This window comes from Brevibacillus fulvus (assembly GCF_016908525.1).
Taxonomy (GTDB): Bacteria; Bacillota; Bacilli; order Brevibacillales; family Brevibacillaceae; genus Brevibacillus_G; species Brevibacillus_G fulvus.
In genome coordinates, this window is the sequence record NZ_JAFBEB010000004.1 from 109755 (window position 1) to 125871 (window position 16117).

The window sequence follows — 16117 nt, forward strand, 5'->3', positions numbered from 1 at the left end:
TTGTGCTGCAGCTTGTGAAGCCTCCGTCTGGCTTTTGCAAGCTTTTTTGTTTGCCTCGAAGCTTTGACAGTAAACTCTCATTCTCAATGCATCGGGCGGCGTATGTGGCGAGCTTCGTCCCTTTGTCTACCTGGTAACTTTCAATCGCCTTGATCAAACCGATGGTCCCGATCGAAATGAGGTCCTCGCTGTCTTCTCCGGTGTTTTCAAATTTTTTCACGATGTGCGCTACAAGCCGCAAATTATGTTCAATCAGTTTGTTTCGCGCATACGGGTCCCCATCTGCCATCAGCCTGAGATATTTCTCTTCTTCCACTTCCGGAAGAGGCTGTGGAAACGCATTGTTTTTGACATAGGCTACAAACATCAGAAGTTCTTTGAAAAAAAGCGAAAGTGCCATTAAGATGCTGGACACGTCTGCCACCTCCAGGTCTTCTTGCTGCTGCTTACTTTTATCCATATGTGGGCGCGTGCCTAAGTGTGCCTGTTCACGGGCGGGCGACCGAACGGAAAAAGTCACTGTCGTCCTCAGCCGGCAAAGCGAATTCTGCAGGGACATCCGTACCGTTCGTTTCATACAATGTAAAGACCATAATTCCCTGCCGTATTTTTTGATCGAGGAGGATCAGGAAACGATGACCAGACTCTATATCTCGGCACGTGCATGGAACCAGATTGAGCGGGCCGTCCGCAAAAATCCGGAAGTGGAGACCGGGGGGATCATGATGGGCTATCCGTTGAACGAACAAGACTGGTTGGTCACCTATGCCAGCGAACCCGGTCCGAAAGCGATCCATCAGCCGCGCTCCATCTTTTTTGATGAGCCCTACTTGCGCAATCTGGTGCGCAAATTAAATCGACGCGGGGCGGGGCGGTGGCGTTATATCGGCGACTGGCACAGCCATACGGTCCGACGCCTCTCTCCCAGCAAAGGGGATCGGCAAACCGTTTATGAAAAAGCGGTTCAGGCCAAATACGCCTCCACCTCTCCCTTGATGCTGATCGTTGGCTTAGGCAAGCGCGACCAGTTGAATGCACGTGCTTATATTCTTACGGATTCGCTGACCGAGGTGAAGGAGATTTATCTGAAAGAGCGGCAAGCGCGTCGATGACACGCGCAAACAATTCCGGTCCCCGGTTGACCGCAGAAACCGGTTGATTTTCCGCGACGACAGCGATCGCATATTTCGGGTGATCCTCCGGCGCATACCCGACAAACCAGTGATGATTCCTGGCGACGCCATTTTGCTCCACTTCAGCCGTTCCGCTTTTTCCCGCAACCGGCCAGGCGGCTTGCTGCAAGTAGCTGCCTGTTCCTTCGGTCACCACTTCCCGCAGCATTTTTTTCAATTTGAGCGACGTCGCGGTATCGATACCCTCCTGGGGAAGCATTTGTGGGGAAAAATGATAAAAATTCATCCCGTTTCGATACGCAATATCGGAAACGAGGCGAACCTGCCCCGGCTGTCCACCGCGTAAAATCGTGACCATCATGTTGGCCGCCTGCAGCGGAGTGACGCGCACGTCCCGCTGGCCGATCGCAGTCTGAATGAGCACCCCTTCGTCCGTCCGCGAGGTCTGTGGTGCAAAAATCTCGCCTTTTTCTTCTCCGTCAATCTGCCGGAAGTTTTCCAGCTTGTAAAACTGGGCGGTCAGATGGCCCACCTGCGTTCCTAATCCCAACCGTTTCGCATATTCTTCGATTTTGTCTGCTCCCAAACGATTGGCAATCTGGGCAAACACAACATTGCACGATTCGGCAAAAGCCTCATCGATCGTAATACTGCCATGTCCCCCCTTTTTCCAACAGGAAAAGCCATACTTGCCGTATTCCCCTTCACAGAGAAAATGTTCGCCGGGGGAAACAACCCCTTCCGCCAAAGCGGCGGCTGCGACGATGGTTTTGAAAACCGAACCGGGCGCGAGCTGCTTGACGGCATGATTTTGCCAGGCGCCTTCCGCCAGATTGACATGATTGGGATCAAAGTTGGGCCGACTGACCATCGACAAGACATCCCCGGTCGTTGCATCCAATACAACGATCGCTCCTTCGTTCAGTTGGGCTTGGTCAGCTACATCTTCCATGCTCCGCTGAATATCCTTATCCAATGTGGTGATCAACGACAACGGATAAAATTGATTGGTTTGCTCCGTCAGGCGAATATCCAAGCCACGCAGCGGGTTTCCTTGACCATCGACGTAATAGGAAAGGATCGAAGGCTGCACGCCCTGCAAAAATCGGTCAAAGCTGTGCTCCAAACCTGATGCGCCAACCAGGCTGTCCAGACTCATTTTTCCCGCCTCAAGTTCCTGTTGGTATACGGATTGGACCAATTGCGGATTTTGGTTGACAAAGCCGACGACGTGTTTGGCCACTTCATCTGACCGATAGCGCTCTGTCACTTCGAGAGCCACAATGCCGGGAATCTGCAGCGCATTTATCCGCTCGGCCTGTTCATCGCTCAATGGAATGATATTTCCCTGCTGATCGCGCAGCATCATCGGCGTTTTTCCTTCGTGCACAATCCGTGAAATTTCCGCAGCCGGCTGCTGGACAATTTGCGCCACTTTGTCCAACATATCCGTTCCTTCCAGGCTTCCCCTCGCCAACGGAAAAATGATCAGCGCCTGCTCTTCCTTGCCGGTGAAAGAGCGGCCCTTTTGATCCAGAATATCGCCGCGGCCGCTGTTCAACATTATGCTTTGCTGCCGCTGTTTCACGGCATTTTTGACCAGATCGATATGATGCTTGGAAAAGTTGTGCGGCGCCCCCAGTTGAATCCACCAAAGCCGGGCGGCCAAACCGCTCCATACCAACGTTAAAAACAGCAACACGACAAAACTGCGCCGTTTGATCTGACGGACCAGATTCATCTCGATTCCTCCTTCCTTTTTCCATTGTTGACGGAAAACAACGAGGAAAAACCATGTCTAAGCGAGGAATGGCTGAAACGGATTTAAAAAGTAAAAAAAAGCAAGAGCGCACCATTTCTGTGCACTCTTGCTCGGTTTGCAGACAAAACTATTTGCATTGCAAGTTGGGGGGCCGTTTCCGATGGCGAGCGGTTTAACCGCCCAGTCATGAGCAACGTGGACCGGTCGGCGGCGGCGCAACTTCGCGCCGCTTCTTACAGCTCTGCCACAGTCTGTTTTTCTTCCAGGATATTGCGGATCTTCGTGGACAAAAGATCCAAGGCTACGCGATTGTAGCCCCCTTCCGGAACGATCACATCTGCGTACCGTTTGGTCGGTTCAATAAACTGCAGGTGCATCGGGCGCACGACAGACAAATACTGATTGACGACTGATTCCAGCGTTCGGCCGCGCTCTTCAATGTCCCGCTGAATCCGGCGCACAATCCTGACGTCCGCATCGGTGTCGACAAATACTTTAATGTCCATCAGCTCGCGAATGCGCGGATCTTCCAAAATCAGCATGCCTTCCAAGATGACGACATCTTTCGGTTCAATGCGAATCCGCTCCGGTCGGCGATTATGCTGTTTAAAATCATAGATCGGTTTTTCAATCGGGCGCCGATTGAGCAGTTCCTGCAAATGAAACAGCAACAAGTCATTATCAAAAGCGAACGGGTGGTCATAATTGGTTCGCGCCCGTTCCTCCATGCTCAGATGACTTTGGTCTTTGTAATAGGAGTCCTGTTCAATCATGATCACACTGTCGTTTTGAAACTGGCGAAACAACTCTTTTGCTACAGTGGTTTTGCCGGAACCGCTTCCTCCGGCTACCCCTATCAAGACGGGGTTACCCATGCTCGTAATTCTCCTTCCTGCGTCGTCAGACTCTGCTCTGTATAGTCGTTATCGTTTATAGCTGACGGCTAGGCCGTCTCCTACCGGCAGGATGGCCGTTTCCAGATCCGGCCGTTCCATCAAATGATGATTAAATCGGTCAATTTTTTCAACCAGCGGCCGCAGACGTTTGCTTGCTTCCTCCGGCGCCGCCACGAGGCCACGAAATAAAATGTTGTCACAAATAATCAGTCCGCCTGACCGTACTTTGGGCAGATACAGATCAAGAAAGGTGCGATACTGTCCTTTGGCCGCATCAATAAACAGACAGTCAAATTCGTAGTGATCGGGCAAACCTTTGGTCGCATCGCCGCCAATCAGCTCGATTCGCTCCGACAGACCAGCCAATTTGAAATTGTTTTGTGCCCGTTGAATCCGCTCTTCGTCTAATTCCATGGTCACAATCTTTGCATCAACCGCGGCTTCTGCCAACCAAATCGTTGAATAGCCAATCGCTGTGCCCACTTCCAAAATCGCTTTTGGACGATGAAGCATGAGCAGCAAGCGAATCGTCTGGGCAGAGGGCAGTTGGATAATCGGAATCCCTTCTGTCTCTGCTTCTTGTTCCAGTTGGGCTAGCAACGGGGAACGCGCTGACACCAGTTTAGTCACGTAATCTTCAATTGCTGGATTGGTAATCATAGTTTCACCCCCGTCAACCGAACTATTATATCATATCTGCCATAGTTGGAAAGCTTGTCTTAGAAGTTTCCGCGACTTTTCGCGTCACGTGCCAGATGCTCTTGATACGTCTTGGAAAAATAATGCTCCGAGGAACCGTCTTTTTTGGTAACGAAGAAAAAGTAATCATGGACAGCCGGGTTGACGACAGCCGCCAGCGAAGCTCTCCCCGGATTGGCGATCGGGCCGGGCGGCAGCCCTGGATGGATATAAGTATTATAAGGACTGTCGATTTTCAAATCGTCCAACGTGATTCGGTCGCGCTGTTTCCCCAACACGAACTGTACCGTGGCACAAGATTGCAAGAGCCAGCTCTCCCGCATCCGATTGAAAAACACTCCCGCGACAATGGGCCGTTCTCTGTCGCTGACCACTTCCCGCTCGACGATGGAGGCCAGGTTGACCGCGTCATCCAGCGACAGCTTTCTCTTGTTCAAAGTGTCCAGCCATTCCGGTTTTAATTCCTTTTCAAACTGCCCCAACAGCTTGGCCACCACTTCATGCGCGGTCGCCCCCTTTTTGAACTCGTACGTTTCCGGGAACAAATAACCTTCCAGGCGATACTTCCTGCCTTCTTTTTGGGGTATATCCGCTACAAAGGGGTACTCCGGAAATTTGCCTTCATTCACTTCCCGCAGAAAATCCTGCTTTTTCACAATTCCCTTTTCTTCCAGAGAACGGGCGATCTGCTCCGTATTCCAGCCTTCCGGAATGGTAAACTTGACAGTTTCGACATACGTGTCGCCATTGGCCATTGCGGTCAACAGCTGATCGATCGTTTGGCCTGGATGAAATTGATAAGTCCCGGCTTGCAGTTTGTTGCCGCTTCCCTCAAAACGGGCATAATATGTAAAGAGCGTTTCGTTGCGAATCAATCCCGCTTGCTTCAGAATTGCGGCGATTTGCGGCACCGACGAACCGGACGGGATCGTCACTGTTTTGACTGTATCGCTCAGTGCAGTCGGCTGCAACTGAGAATCGACGTAATAGGCTGCTCCGGCAAACAGGACCAAAAGACAAACTACGGCCCCGGCGATCATCCACAAAAGGCGTCCGCGTCTCTTTTTCAGCGGATGTTCATTGAATACGTCCACGATTGAAAAGTCCTCCTCTTCCTGTATCGACAACATTATACCGAAGGCAGGCTTGACTGTCACCTTTTGTCGCTTCGCTCTTCCTCATGATTCGCCAAAATTCTCCGTAACATTCCATAAAAAAAGGTTGCCGATTGCTCGACAACCTGTGTACCCACCTGCTCTTGCACAGCAAGAAAAAGGAAATGACAACGATTAAAGAGTGTCGTCCTTTTCCAGATCGCTGATCAAGGTTTCAAACGCCGCCTCCACTTGTTCCCATTCGGCATCGTCCTCAATCGGCTGCAACATGTCAGCCCCTTCGTAGCGCAGGAAATGAACCTCGTACTCCTCTTCCTCTTCCTGATCGACCGGAACCAAAACAAAATAGGTCCGATCTTCAATCTCAAAGATATACATAATACGGAAGTCGCGTGCAGCGTCATCATCTTCCTCAGTCAAAGCGATCACATCGCCCACTTCAAACTCATCCATCATCTCTTCGCTCATATATGGATCACCTCGCTTTTGCGTCTAGATACCCCTGAAGGATTAAAGTAGCGGCCATTTTATCAATGACCTTTTTACGTTTTTGCCGGCTGACATCGGCGGCAATCAACATTTTTTCAGCCGCCATTGTCGTCAGCCGTTCGTCCCATAATTCAACAGGCAATCCTGTCCGTTCTGCCAAAAACGAGGCAAATGACTGGGAGAGCTCCGCCCGCGGTCCGATTGTTCCGTTCATATTTTTCGGCAAGCCGACGACGATGCGTTCCACGCCATAGTGAGCGATGATTTGCTGCAAGCGGCTCAAGTCTTTTTCCTTCGATTCTCGCCGAATCGTTTCCACTCCCTGAGCCGTCCAGCCCATCTCATCGCTCACGGCGACGCCGATCGTCCGATCACCATAATCCAGGCCAAGTATGCGCATGTTTCAAACTCCTAGTATCAGGAACGGTGTTGTGACAAATACACCTTCACCAATTCTTCGATGATTTTATCCCGTTCGATTTTCCCAATCAGGCTGCGTGCATTGTTGTGGCGCGGGATAAAGGCAGGGTCGCCGGAAAGCAAATAGCCGACAATCTGCGTAATCGGATTATATCCTTTTTCAAGCAGTGCATTGTACACCTCTTGCAGTGTCTCCCTGACTTCTTCCTCGTTTATTTCCTTGGGAACAGTGTATTTCATGGTATTGTCCATGGAATTCATCACAAACACCTCGATTCAGACGGAGATTGGTTCTCTCCAAAATATTTCCTTTATCAAGTTATTCGCGCAAACCGCTGTCGAATCCTTGTTTCGGAAGATATATTTTTTGACAAACTCTCTCCTGTTTATTTGCTGACCGCCTGGCTTTGAATCAACTCAACCACGTAGTTCAGCGCTTCGTTCAGTTTGCCCGGCTCTTTGCCGCCTGCTTGGGCCATGTCCGGGCGACCGCCGCCGCCACCGCCGCAACGGGCAGCCACTTCTTTAATGATCTTGCCGGCATGGAATCCTTGATCCATCAGATCTTTGGTTACGCCTGCAACCAGATTGACTTTGTCGTCTTCAGCAGATCCCAGCACGACTACGGCAGATCCCAGTTTATTTTTCAATTCATCGACCATCGTTCGCAAGTTGTCCATGTCGGTCGCGGAGACGCGTGCGGCAAGCAACTGGACTCCATTCACCTGTTTCACCTGTTCCGTCAAGGAAGCCGCTTCAATATTGCCCAGTTTGGCGCGGAGCGATTCATTTTCGCGTTGGACCTCTTTGAGCTGTTGCAGCAATGCCTCCACTCTTGCAGGCACTTCCGGCAGCAGCGGCGATTTGATCGTTTGCGCAACATCACGCAGTGTAACCAACTGCTGGTTCAGATACTCATAAGCACCGCGTCCTGTTACCGCCTCAATCCGGCGTGTTCCGGCGCCAATTCCGCTTTCGCTGACGATTTTGAACAAACCGATTTCCGCGGTGTTGCCAACGTGACAGCCGCCGCACAATTCCAGGCTGTAATCGCCAACTTGCACCACGCGGACGATATCTCCATATTTTTCGCCAAAGAGTGCCATCGCGCCCATTGCTTTCGCTTCCGCAATCGGTTTGTGCGTAATGTTGACGGCCAGATTTGCCCATACTTTTTGGTTGACGATCGATTCAATTCGCTCCAGCTCTTCCGCACTGATCGAGCTGATATGGGTAAAGTCAAAGCGCAAACGCTCCGGCGCAACCAATGACCCCGCCTGGTTTACATGAGTGCCGAGCACATCTTTCAAAGCTTGATGCAGCAAATGAGTTGCCGTATGGTTTTTGGTAATATCCAGGCGAGCTTCCCGGTTTACTTCGGCCGTGATCTCATCGGCGACATGCAAAGTACCGGCTTCGACCACAACGGTGTGCACATTTTGGCCTTTTGGCCCTTTTTGCACATCGGTAACACGCGCTTTAACGAGATCGGAGCTGATCGTTCCCTCGTCGTTGACTTGCCCGCCGCTTTCCGCATAAAATGGCGTTCTCTCCAGCACAACCTGCGCGGTTTGCCCTTCTTCCGCTGCGTTCACCAATTCGTTGTTGACAATGATAGCGGCAACTTTGGTTTTCACTACCAATTCATTATACCCAACAAATTCGCTGTTAACCGTCAACTCGCTCAATGCGCCGCCTTGTGTCTGCATGCTGTCGACATCCTGGCGGGCAGCGCGGGCCCGTTCACGCTGTTCCTCCATCGCTTGTTCAAAGCCGTCCCGATCGACCGTCAAGCCTTGTTCTTGGGCAAAGTCTTCGGTCAAATCAACAGGGAAACCATAGGTGTCATACAGCCGGAACAGTTCCTGACCGGAGAGGACGGTTTTTCCGGCTTCCTTGGCTGCTTTCACCATATCGCCCAAAATGGCCAAGCCTTCATTCAGCGTTTCATGGAAACGTTCTTCTTCCGCCCGGATCACTTTTTCAATAAATTCCCGTCTTTCCACGACTTCCGGATAAAACTCGCCCATCATCCGGCCGACGGTTTCCGTAAGCGAGAACAGGAACGGCTTCTCCACGCCGAGTTTTTTGCCCATGCGCACAGCACGCCGCAGCAAACGGCGAATGACGTAACCGCGTCCTTCATTGGAAGGCAAGGCCCCGTCGCCAATCGCAAACACGACTGTCCGCACGTGGTCGGCGATCACTTTCAACGCGACATCTGTTTCCTCGTCCGCTTTGTAGGCAACGCCGGAAATACGGCTTGTCTCCTCAATCAACGGAAAGAGCAAGTCGGTTTCAAAGTTGTTGTCCACTTCTTGCAGGATGGACGCCATCCGTTCCAGGCCCATCCCGGTATCGATATTTTTCTTCGGCAATGGTGTATATGTGCCGTCGGGATTATGATTGAACTGGGAAAATACGAGGTTCCATACTTCCAGATAGCGCTCATTTTCACCGCCCGGATACAGTTCGGGGTCATTTGGATCATTGCCAAACGCTTCGCCGCGGTCATAGAAAATTTCTGTATTCGGTCCGCTCGGGCCTTCGCCGATGTCCCAGAAGTTGCCTTCAAGACGAATGATGCGCTCTTCCGGAATGCCAATTTTCTTATGCCACAGTTCAAAAGCTTCCTCATCTTCGGGATGAATGGTCACCGACAGCTTGTCTGGATCAAAGCCGATCCATTCCGGACTGGTCAAAAATTCCCATGCCCAGGTGATCGCTTCTTCCTTGAAGTAATCTCCGATGGAAAAGTTGCCCAACATCTCGAAAAACGTATGGTGACGGGCGGTTTTCCCGACGTTTTCGATATCGTTCGTCCGGATGGACTTTTGCGAGTTGGTGATTCGCGGATTGTCCGGAATAATTCGGCCGTCAAAATATTTTTTGAGCGTGGCCACCCCGCTGTTGATCCACAGCAAAGAAGGATCATCAACCGGAATCAGCGAAGCGCTCGGTTCAATCCGGTGCCCTTTGCTGACAAAGAAATCAAGAAACATTTTGCGAAGCTGGTTTCCCGTTAACTTCTTCATAACTAACATCCTCCTGAATATTTTTGATGATCGACAGCATGTCTGAAGCCCAGATAACAGAAAAAAAGCCCTCATCCCCTCAGGGACGAGAACTTGGATTCTCGCGGTACCACCCTGCTTACAGACACCCGTTTTCCCATAGTGTCTGTCGCTTTATAAAAGACAGATAACGGTGTCCAGCCGCCGGTTTTTACCTGGTCTTGGGAATAGCCTTCAGTTACTCTTCTTCTGAAAACCCTCTCAACCAAGGGGCTTCCTCTCTGTAGAAGGGCTTTAACCTACTCGTTCCTTCATCGATCCGTATTGGTTCACTTCCCGTATTATATGATTAGCGGACAGGGACTGTCAACTTTCATGTAATAACAAAGCGATCCGCCCGATCACCACTTTCAGCACAGCCAAAACAGGCACGGCGACGATCATGCCGACGATGCCTCCCAACGTTTCACCGACCAGCAACGCCATAATGATCAGCAGCGGATGCAGATGCAAGGAACGTCCGACGATGTTAGGCGAAAGCACGTTTCCTTCCAGCATTTGCACCACCACATTGACACAGAGAACGAGCAAGACCATTTTGGTGGAAATAGTCAAGGCGACAACGACAGCCGGAGCAGCGCCAATGATCGGTCCAACGTACGGAATCACGTTGGTCAAACAGACAAAGGAAGCGAGCACGAACGAATACGGCATGCCGATCAGCCAATACCCCAGATAGGCGCATAGTCCGACGATCAGGGCAACGATCATTTGCCCGTGTATGTATTTGCCGAGTGATTCATTGACATCGCGCAAAACGGACAAGGTTTGTTTGCGATAGGCAGCAGGAATGATCATCAATCCTGCCTGATTGATCGCTTTCATATCTTTCAGCAGATAAAAGGCAATAAACGGAACAACGGCATAAGCCAATAGCTTGCCCAGTGTATGGCGCATATTGTTGATCATTTGGGCAATCGTATTGGACAAGCGGTCATGGGATTGGATAATCACCCTGTCTACACCGTTGGAAATGCTGTCTGGCAAAAAATATTTTTGATTCTCCCACTCTCTCATCCAGGATTCATACCATTGCATCACCCGCGGCAAATCGTCGGAAAGCTCTATTAACTGTCGGGTAAAAATCGGAATGGCATTTAACAGGGCAACGGCAACGATCAGCACAAATGAAACATAGATCAGCAGGACGGCCACCAAGCGGGGAACACGCCTTTTTTCCAATGCAGTGACAATCGGGTGCAAAAGATAAGCAATGACCAAGCCGACCAAAAACGGAAGCAAAATCTCTTGTAAAAACTCAAAAAACGAGCGAATTAACGGTTTCAGCCACCATAAAAGATTGATGATAACCAACAGTAAAATCAGATTGACCGCAAAATGAAAAAACCGGGTTCGGCGGATTTCGTTCATCGGACGTGATCCCCCCCAGAATTGATTCCTGATGCTTAGGATGAGCGTCCGGAAATTAAATCATGTATGTATTGACCGATTGGCCGATTTGTTTTATTATAGGAATAAGCAAAAGTGAATATCCCAAAGGGGAGTAGCTGAAACAGCAAAGTCGTCATTACGGGATTGATGTCCCCGGCTTTGTTGGCAACATTCCGTTGTAAGCAAGACCTTTGCCATCGTTTGGTGAAGGTCTTTTCTTGTCTAAAAAACGACCTTCGCCAGACCGGCGAGGTCGTTTTTCTTTTTCAGCCACGCTCCCCAGAAAAAAGGAGGTTGTACCATGGACTTTTTGTTTGATCCCACATTTTGGTCCGGTTTGCTGGCAATTATCTTGATTGATCTTGTGCTCGCCGGCGATAACGCCATCGTCATCGGCATGGCTGCCCGCAATTTGCCAAAACATCAGCAAAAACAGGCGATTGTCTGGGGGACTGTCGGCGCGATCGCCATCCGCGCGATTATGACAATCCTTGTCGTCTGGTTACTGAATATCCCGGTTTTGCACTTGGTCGGCGGACTGCTGCTGATCTGGATTGCCTACAAGCTGCTGGCTGATCACAAAGAGCACGATACGGTGCAAGCCGGCAGCAGCCTTGCAGCTGCCATCCGTACAATTATTATCGCCGATGCGGTGATGGGCATGGACAACGTCATCGCCGTTGCCGGTGCCTCCCACGGCAGTTTTCTGCTGGTCATCCTTGGACTTTTGGTCAGTGTCCCGGTGATGGTTTGGGGAAGCACGATGATCCTGAAAGCGATCGAGCGCTATCCGTCGATTATTTATGTTGGTGCAGCCGTCCTTGCTTACACCGCGGGCAGCATGATCACCACAGAACATTTGATCAGCGGTTTCTTCACGGCGTACCCGGCACTGAAATGGCTCCTGATCGTTCTCATCGTCGCGGGTGTATTGCTGGCCGGAAGAAGAAAGAAACAGCAGCTTGAACAACTCCATCGGCAAACAGAAGCGGCCGAAAGGGAGCAGGAACAACCCGCCTCGATTGCGGAACAGGCATAAACTTCATCGATTCAAAAACTGCGCAACGGCAGATTCGGACAAACAAAGTTCGAACCTGCCGTTGTTGCTTTCGCAAAGCTCCAGTCGGTTTACGAACGAGCATGGCAGATTTGCCGTATTTGCCCAAAATGATGCTCGTCATGTTCCGCCAAACTCGAAAAGTAAGAAAAAAGCGATAATTCCGTTTGGCCGATCCGAAAAGTCTGTGTCCACAACTCGTCCTCCAGCTGCTCGATGGCGGTTATCAATTTTCTGCGCCCTGCCACAAATTCGCTGATCGTGTCTTCCTTCGTCCTTTTCCTGCTGATCGCTGCCGCTTGCTGATTGATGTCTTCCGCATTCGGTCCCTTGGGCAACGGTGCATTTTTGAACAAGTACGGGAGTCGCTGTGAAACCACAAATTCGTCCCAAGGATGCAAATGCCCGATGATTTCGGCAATGGTCCATTTGCCCTCGGCAATTGGCGTTCTCCATTGTTCCTCTGTCAAAACGCGCAACCCGCTTGCCCATGCAATTGACTGTTCATAGTGTTCCAATATTTTTCGCTTTTGTTCGCTCAAAGCCAACAACTCCTTCCTGATCTGCTCGTCATGAAAAAAGGCGGCTTTCGCAAGCCACCCTATATCACATCGTTATTTAACGAGCACGCACGGTTTGTCTAATCGCCGACACTGCGACCCGTGACAAATTTCTGCCCATCATGGGTAACCGGTTCAGTCCAAACGCCATCAAACGGTTGCGCCGTTTGCGATTCATCATGTATCCAACCGCAGCAACAACGCCACCAGCCAGCATCATGCGCATCAAGCTGCGACCAACCATTCTTGCACCCCCGCATCTCTTATAGTTGGATCGAAACGGTTTGCTCCTCCAGGAACAGATCGTTGAGCGATTGCAGAGATCCATCTTCCTCGACTTGATACACCGAAGAAATTTGATCGCCGGCTACACTCATTTCAATAAAACAATTCCAGCAATAGTACTGGTTGGTTCCAATCTTCCCAATGTCCTTTGAGCTACAATTCGGGCAAATAACACGCATACCTTCTCCTCCTTGCCTTTCACGCCTGCATACGAATCGAATTGGGCACGATCAGATTCTCTTCACCGAAAACGAGTGAAGCAGGAGCTGAAAGCCGCTTTCGTCCGCTGGTTACATCAGCAATCCATCCGTTGGACAGTTCGTATGCTACAAGCTTTTCCCAGTTTGTGGAAAAATAAACATCTTCTATTTTCCCCAGAAACTTGCCATCCTCTGTAATCACGGATTTGCCTTTTAGTTTGTTTTTTCCGCACACCAAGCCAACTGTCGCTTCGGCGATTTGTTGCAAAGAGGAGATCGTGTCTTTTCCCGCAACAGTGAGAAAGTCTTCTCCCACCGCATGAATGTGCTCAACCGGGATAAACGTTCCAGATTGGAACCAGTTGCTTTCCGAGAGAACTATCCCCAACACGTGCCACTCCAAATCGCAAAGAATGTCCCGGACACTACCAATCGTTTCTCCAGTCTGCAGACAGATGATCGGCAAGCCTATAACATCCAATGCTTTGTGCATTAGGGAACCCCCCTCCGCTCTATTAGTATCGTGCGAACAGCTTGTCCCCATTCGCCACAATCTGTTCCAGTCGACCAAGCGACTGGTTTTCCCAGAGCTTTGGGCTTGTTCCGCGCGCGGCAGTGTTAAACCTCTTCTTCCGTTTGCCGAAGCCGCTGTTCCAAGTATGAGTAGCGAACTCCTTCATCATCGTTTTCCACAGCAAGGCGAAATGCTTCCGGGTCGCCGCAAAGCAGCAAAAACGCTTTGCTTCGCGTTACCCCTGTATAAACCAGTTTTCGCCGCAGCATCCGGTAATAATTGCGGACAAATGGCATGACAACGATGGGAAATTCACTGCCCTGTGATTTGTGGACAGAACAGCAGTAAGCCAGCGTTAGCTGGTGGTACTGCGAACGTTTGTAAATGACTTCACGTCCGTCAAATGATACAACCAACATCTCTTCGTTTTCTTCATTTTCATTTGGCATAAAAATCGCCACAATTTCGCCAATATCGCCATTAAATACCTGTTCTTCGGCATTATTGACAAGTTGCAATACTTTGTCGCCTGTACGAAAAGAAGTTTCTCCAAATTGAACTTCCCGTTTTTGCGGAGATTTGGGGTTAAACAGTTCCTGCAACTCGCTGTTCAGTTGATTCACCCCAGCCACGCCCTTGTAAACGGGAGCCAGCACTTGAATATCTTTTGCCGTATATCCTTTTTTTACGGCCCCGAGGCAAATTTGTTTCACTACTTCGGCCACATCTTGTGGCGAACTTGTGAAAAATCGCCGATCTGGCAAATTTGCGTGCAAATTTTGCGGAACTTCCCCTCGGCGAATTTCGTGAGCCAATTGGATAATCGTCGATTCCTCCGCCTGCCGGTAAATCTCCGTCAATTGGACACACGGCAACAGCCCCGAGCGGATAACATCGGACAGTACGTTGCCTGGCCCGACGGAGGGAAGCTGATCAGGATCTCCAACCAAGATGATTTGCATGTCATCAGGAATTGCGCGAAACAGTTGGTTGGCCAACCAAATGTCAACCATCGACATCTCATCGACGATCAGCAGTTTTCCCTGAATGGGATGTTCGTGATCCCGTTCAAAACTGTCACCCTTCCAGCCGAGCAGCCGGTGTATCGTCATTGCCGGCAAGCCGGTCGTTTCTGTCATCCGCTTGGCAGCGCGGCCCGTCGGTGCGACCAGCAAGATCGGAAAAGGCTGTTCATGCGGATCATACCGCTTCAAATCCAGACTGATACCGTGCAAATAAGCAAAAATGCGGCAAATCCCGCGAATGACCGTTGTCTTCCCGGTACCTGGACCGCCTGTCAACAGCATCAACCCCGATTCGATCGCCTTTTCAATCGCTTCTTTCTGCGTCGGTGCGTAGCTGATACCCAATTCTTCTTCAATTTTTCCCAGCGCCTGATAAAATTCCGATGCAGGGAATTGTGCAAGCGGTTCTCTCTCCCGGAAGTAGCGAAGCCGTTTGGCCAAGCCAATTTCCGCAAAAAATAGCGACGGCAAATAAATCCGCGTCTCTTCCCAATAAATTTTGTTGTCCAGAAACAACGCTTGCAGCGCAGATTCGATCTGTTCCCGTTGAAAAGGATGCCCCCCGCACTCGTCTAACAGCTTTAGCGTCTTGTCGATCAGTTCACCGTCGGGCATATACACATGTCCCTCGCCATATGCCGCTTCCTGCAACAAGTGCAGTGCCGCCGCTTTGACCCGTTCGGGGGAAGATGCGGATATCCCCGTCGCCCGCGCAATTTCGTCAGCGCGGCGAAAACCGATTCCTTGCACCTCTTCAATCAGGCGATACGGCGTTTCCGTGAGCACTGTCATCGTCTCGTGCTTGAACGTTTGGTAAATGCGCAACGCTAGGTGAACACCGAGGCCGAACTGATATAAAAACACCATCGCTTGTTCCAGTGAGCGATGTTCCAAAACCGACTCATAAATTTGTTTGGCCCGTTTGGGGGAAATGCCCGGAACGGTTTGCAGCTCGTCGGGGTTTTCGGCAATAATCGTCAGTGCGTTAACCCCTAAATGTTCGACAATCCGTTTGGCCAATTTTTTGCCAATTCCGCTAAACAAGCCACTGGCCAAATACTTTTCCACGCCTGCTTGCGTTTTTGGCGTTTCCCGTTCGTATCGATTGGCGGCATACTGGCTGCCAAACCTGGGGTGCGTTTTCCACTCACCGTAAAAGGTAAACAGTTCTTCGGCATGCGGACGCGGAAAATGCCCAACGACAATGACTTCTTGCTCTTTGACATGCTCGGTGGTCTCCTCGATTTTAAGCCGTACGACCCCGTACCAGTTTTCTTCATTATAAAAAATTTCCTGAATCACATGCCCGCGAATATATGTTTCTGCAAACAAAGGGAGCTGCAACTCAAATCACCCTCCATTCTTCCGATGGCCACCGCTCTGATCTTCGTTGATCCAGCCCGTCCTTCTGATCCGCCGAGCAAGGCCCAGGAAAGATGTAACGAACCGCTTCCGACAGCAAAAAATCCACTTGAAAAAGTGGATTTTGCCGTATA

Annotated in this window: 16 protein-coding genes and 1 pseudogene; 2 read left to right on the forward strand and 15 right to left on the reverse strand. The window is 50.4% G+C overall.

Annotation, left to right across the window (positions count from 1 at the left end):
- Positions 1–22 precede the first annotated feature (22 nt).
- Positions 23–415, reverse strand: a pseudogene (locus JOD01_RS07590) (sigma-70 family RNA polymerase sigma factor); the annotation flags it as partial.
- A gap of 220 nt (positions 416–635) precedes the next feature.
- On the opposite strand from JOD01_RS07590, the gene JOD01_RS07595 reads away from it, so the two are divergent.
- Positions 636–1112: a Mov34/MPN/PAD-1 family protein gene (locus JOD01_RS07595; RefSeq protein ID WP_204517661.1), complete on the forward strand. Its 477-nt coding sequence runs from the start codon at positions 636–638 to the stop codon at positions 1110–1112.
- Here the strand turns inward: JOD01_RS07595 and JOD01_RS07600 are convergent.
- The 9 genes from JOD01_RS07600 to JOD01_RS07640 form a co-directional block, all read right to left on the reverse strand.
- Complete coding sequence (locus tag JOD01_RS07600; RefSeq protein WP_204517662.1) at positions 1051–2874, reverse strand: peptidoglycan D,D-transpeptidase FtsI family protein; 1824 nt, start codon at positions 2872–2874, stop codon at positions 1051–1053. The genes JOD01_RS07595 and JOD01_RS07600 overlap by 62 nt on opposite strands.
- Positions 2875–3128: 254 nt before the next feature.
- On the reverse strand, positions 3129–3770 hold the full coding sequence (udk, locus tag JOD01_RS07605; RefSeq protein ID WP_204517663.1) for a uridine kinase: 642 nt from the start codon (positions 3768–3770) through the stop codon (positions 3129–3131).
- A gap of 48 nt (positions 3771–3818) precedes the next feature.
- Positions 3819–4451, reverse strand: coding sequence for an O-methyltransferase (locus JOD01_RS07610; protein WP_204517664.1), 633 nt, complete (start codon positions 4449–4451; stop codon positions 3819–3821).
- Positions 4452–4510: 59 nt separating this feature from the next.
- Positions 4511–5584: an endolytic transglycosylase MltG gene (gene mltG, locus JOD01_RS07615; RefSeq protein ID WP_338028539.1), complete on the reverse strand. Its 1074-nt coding sequence runs from the start codon at positions 5582–5584 to the stop codon at positions 4511–4513.
- A 195-nt stretch (positions 5585–5779) separates the two neighbouring features.
- Positions 5780–6073 carry a DUF1292 domain-containing protein gene (locus tag JOD01_RS07620; protein ID WP_204517665.1) on the reverse strand — a complete coding sequence of 98 codons (294 nt, stop codon included), beginning with the start codon at positions 6071–6073 and terminating at the stop codon, positions 5780–5782.
- Between the two features lie 7 nt (positions 6074–6080).
- Entirely contained in the window at positions 6081–6494 is a 414-nt protein-coding gene (gene ruvX, locus JOD01_RS07625) for a Holliday junction resolvase RuvX (protein ID WP_204517666.1), read from the reverse strand.
- Positions 6495–6511: 17 nt separating this feature from the next.
- Positions 6512–6775 carry an IreB family regulatory phosphoprotein gene (locus JOD01_RS07630; protein ID WP_204517667.1) on the reverse strand — a complete coding sequence of 88 codons (264 nt, stop codon included), beginning with the start codon at positions 6773–6775 and terminating at the stop codon, positions 6512–6514.
- 125 nt (positions 6776–6900) lie between these two features.
- A complete protein-coding gene (gene alaS, locus JOD01_RS07635; protein WP_204517668.1) occupies positions 6901–9549 on the reverse strand; it encodes an alanine--tRNA ligase in 2649 nt (882 codons plus the stop codon).
- A gap of 345 nt (positions 9550–9894) precedes the next feature.
- Positions 9895–10959: an AI-2E family transporter gene (locus tag JOD01_RS07640; protein WP_204517669.1), complete on the reverse strand. Its 1065-nt coding sequence runs from the start codon at positions 10957–10959 to the stop codon at positions 9895–9897.
- A 322-nt stretch (positions 10960–11281) separates the two neighbouring features.
- Here JOD01_RS07640 and JOD01_RS07645 point away from each other — a divergent pair, with 322 nt between their 5' ends.
- Positions 11282–12019 carry a TerC family protein gene (locus tag JOD01_RS07645; protein ID WP_204517670.1) on the forward strand — a complete coding sequence of 246 codons (738 nt, stop codon included), beginning with the start codon at positions 11282–11284 and terminating at the stop codon, positions 12017–12019.
- A gap of 89 nt (positions 12020–12108) precedes the next feature.
- Here the strand turns inward: JOD01_RS07645 and JOD01_RS07650 are convergent, their stop codons facing one another.
- The 5 genes from JOD01_RS07650 to recD2 all read right to left on the reverse strand — a co-directional run bounded on the left by JOD01_RS07650 (position 12109) and on the right by recD2 (position 15965).
- Positions 12109–12579, reverse strand: a complete 471-nt coding sequence (locus JOD01_RS07650; RefSeq protein WP_204517671.1) for a DinB family protein — start codon at positions 12577–12579, stop codon at positions 12109–12111.
- A 76-nt stretch (positions 12580–12655) separates the two neighbouring features.
- Complete coding sequence (locus JOD01_RS07655; protein WP_204517672.1) at positions 12656–12841, reverse strand: hypothetical protein; 186 nt, start codon at positions 12839–12841, stop codon at positions 12656–12658.
- A gap of 19 nt (positions 12842–12860) precedes the next feature.
- Positions 12861–13061: a hypothetical protein gene (locus tag JOD01_RS07660; protein ID WP_204517673.1), complete on the reverse strand. Its 201-nt coding sequence runs from the start codon at positions 13059–13061 to the stop codon at positions 12861–12863.
- 19 nt (positions 13062–13080) lie between these two features.
- Positions 13081–13575: a PRC-barrel domain-containing protein gene (locus tag JOD01_RS07665; RefSeq protein WP_204517674.1), complete on the reverse strand. Its 495-nt coding sequence runs from the start codon at positions 13573–13575 to the stop codon at positions 13081–13083.
- Positions 13576–13700: 125 nt separating this feature from the next.
- A complete protein-coding gene (recD2, locus tag JOD01_RS07670) occupies positions 13701–15965 on the reverse strand; it encodes an SF1B family DNA helicase RecD2 (RefSeq protein WP_204517675.1) in 2265 nt (754 codons plus the stop codon).
- Between the last annotated feature and the right edge of the window lie 152 nt (positions 15966–16117).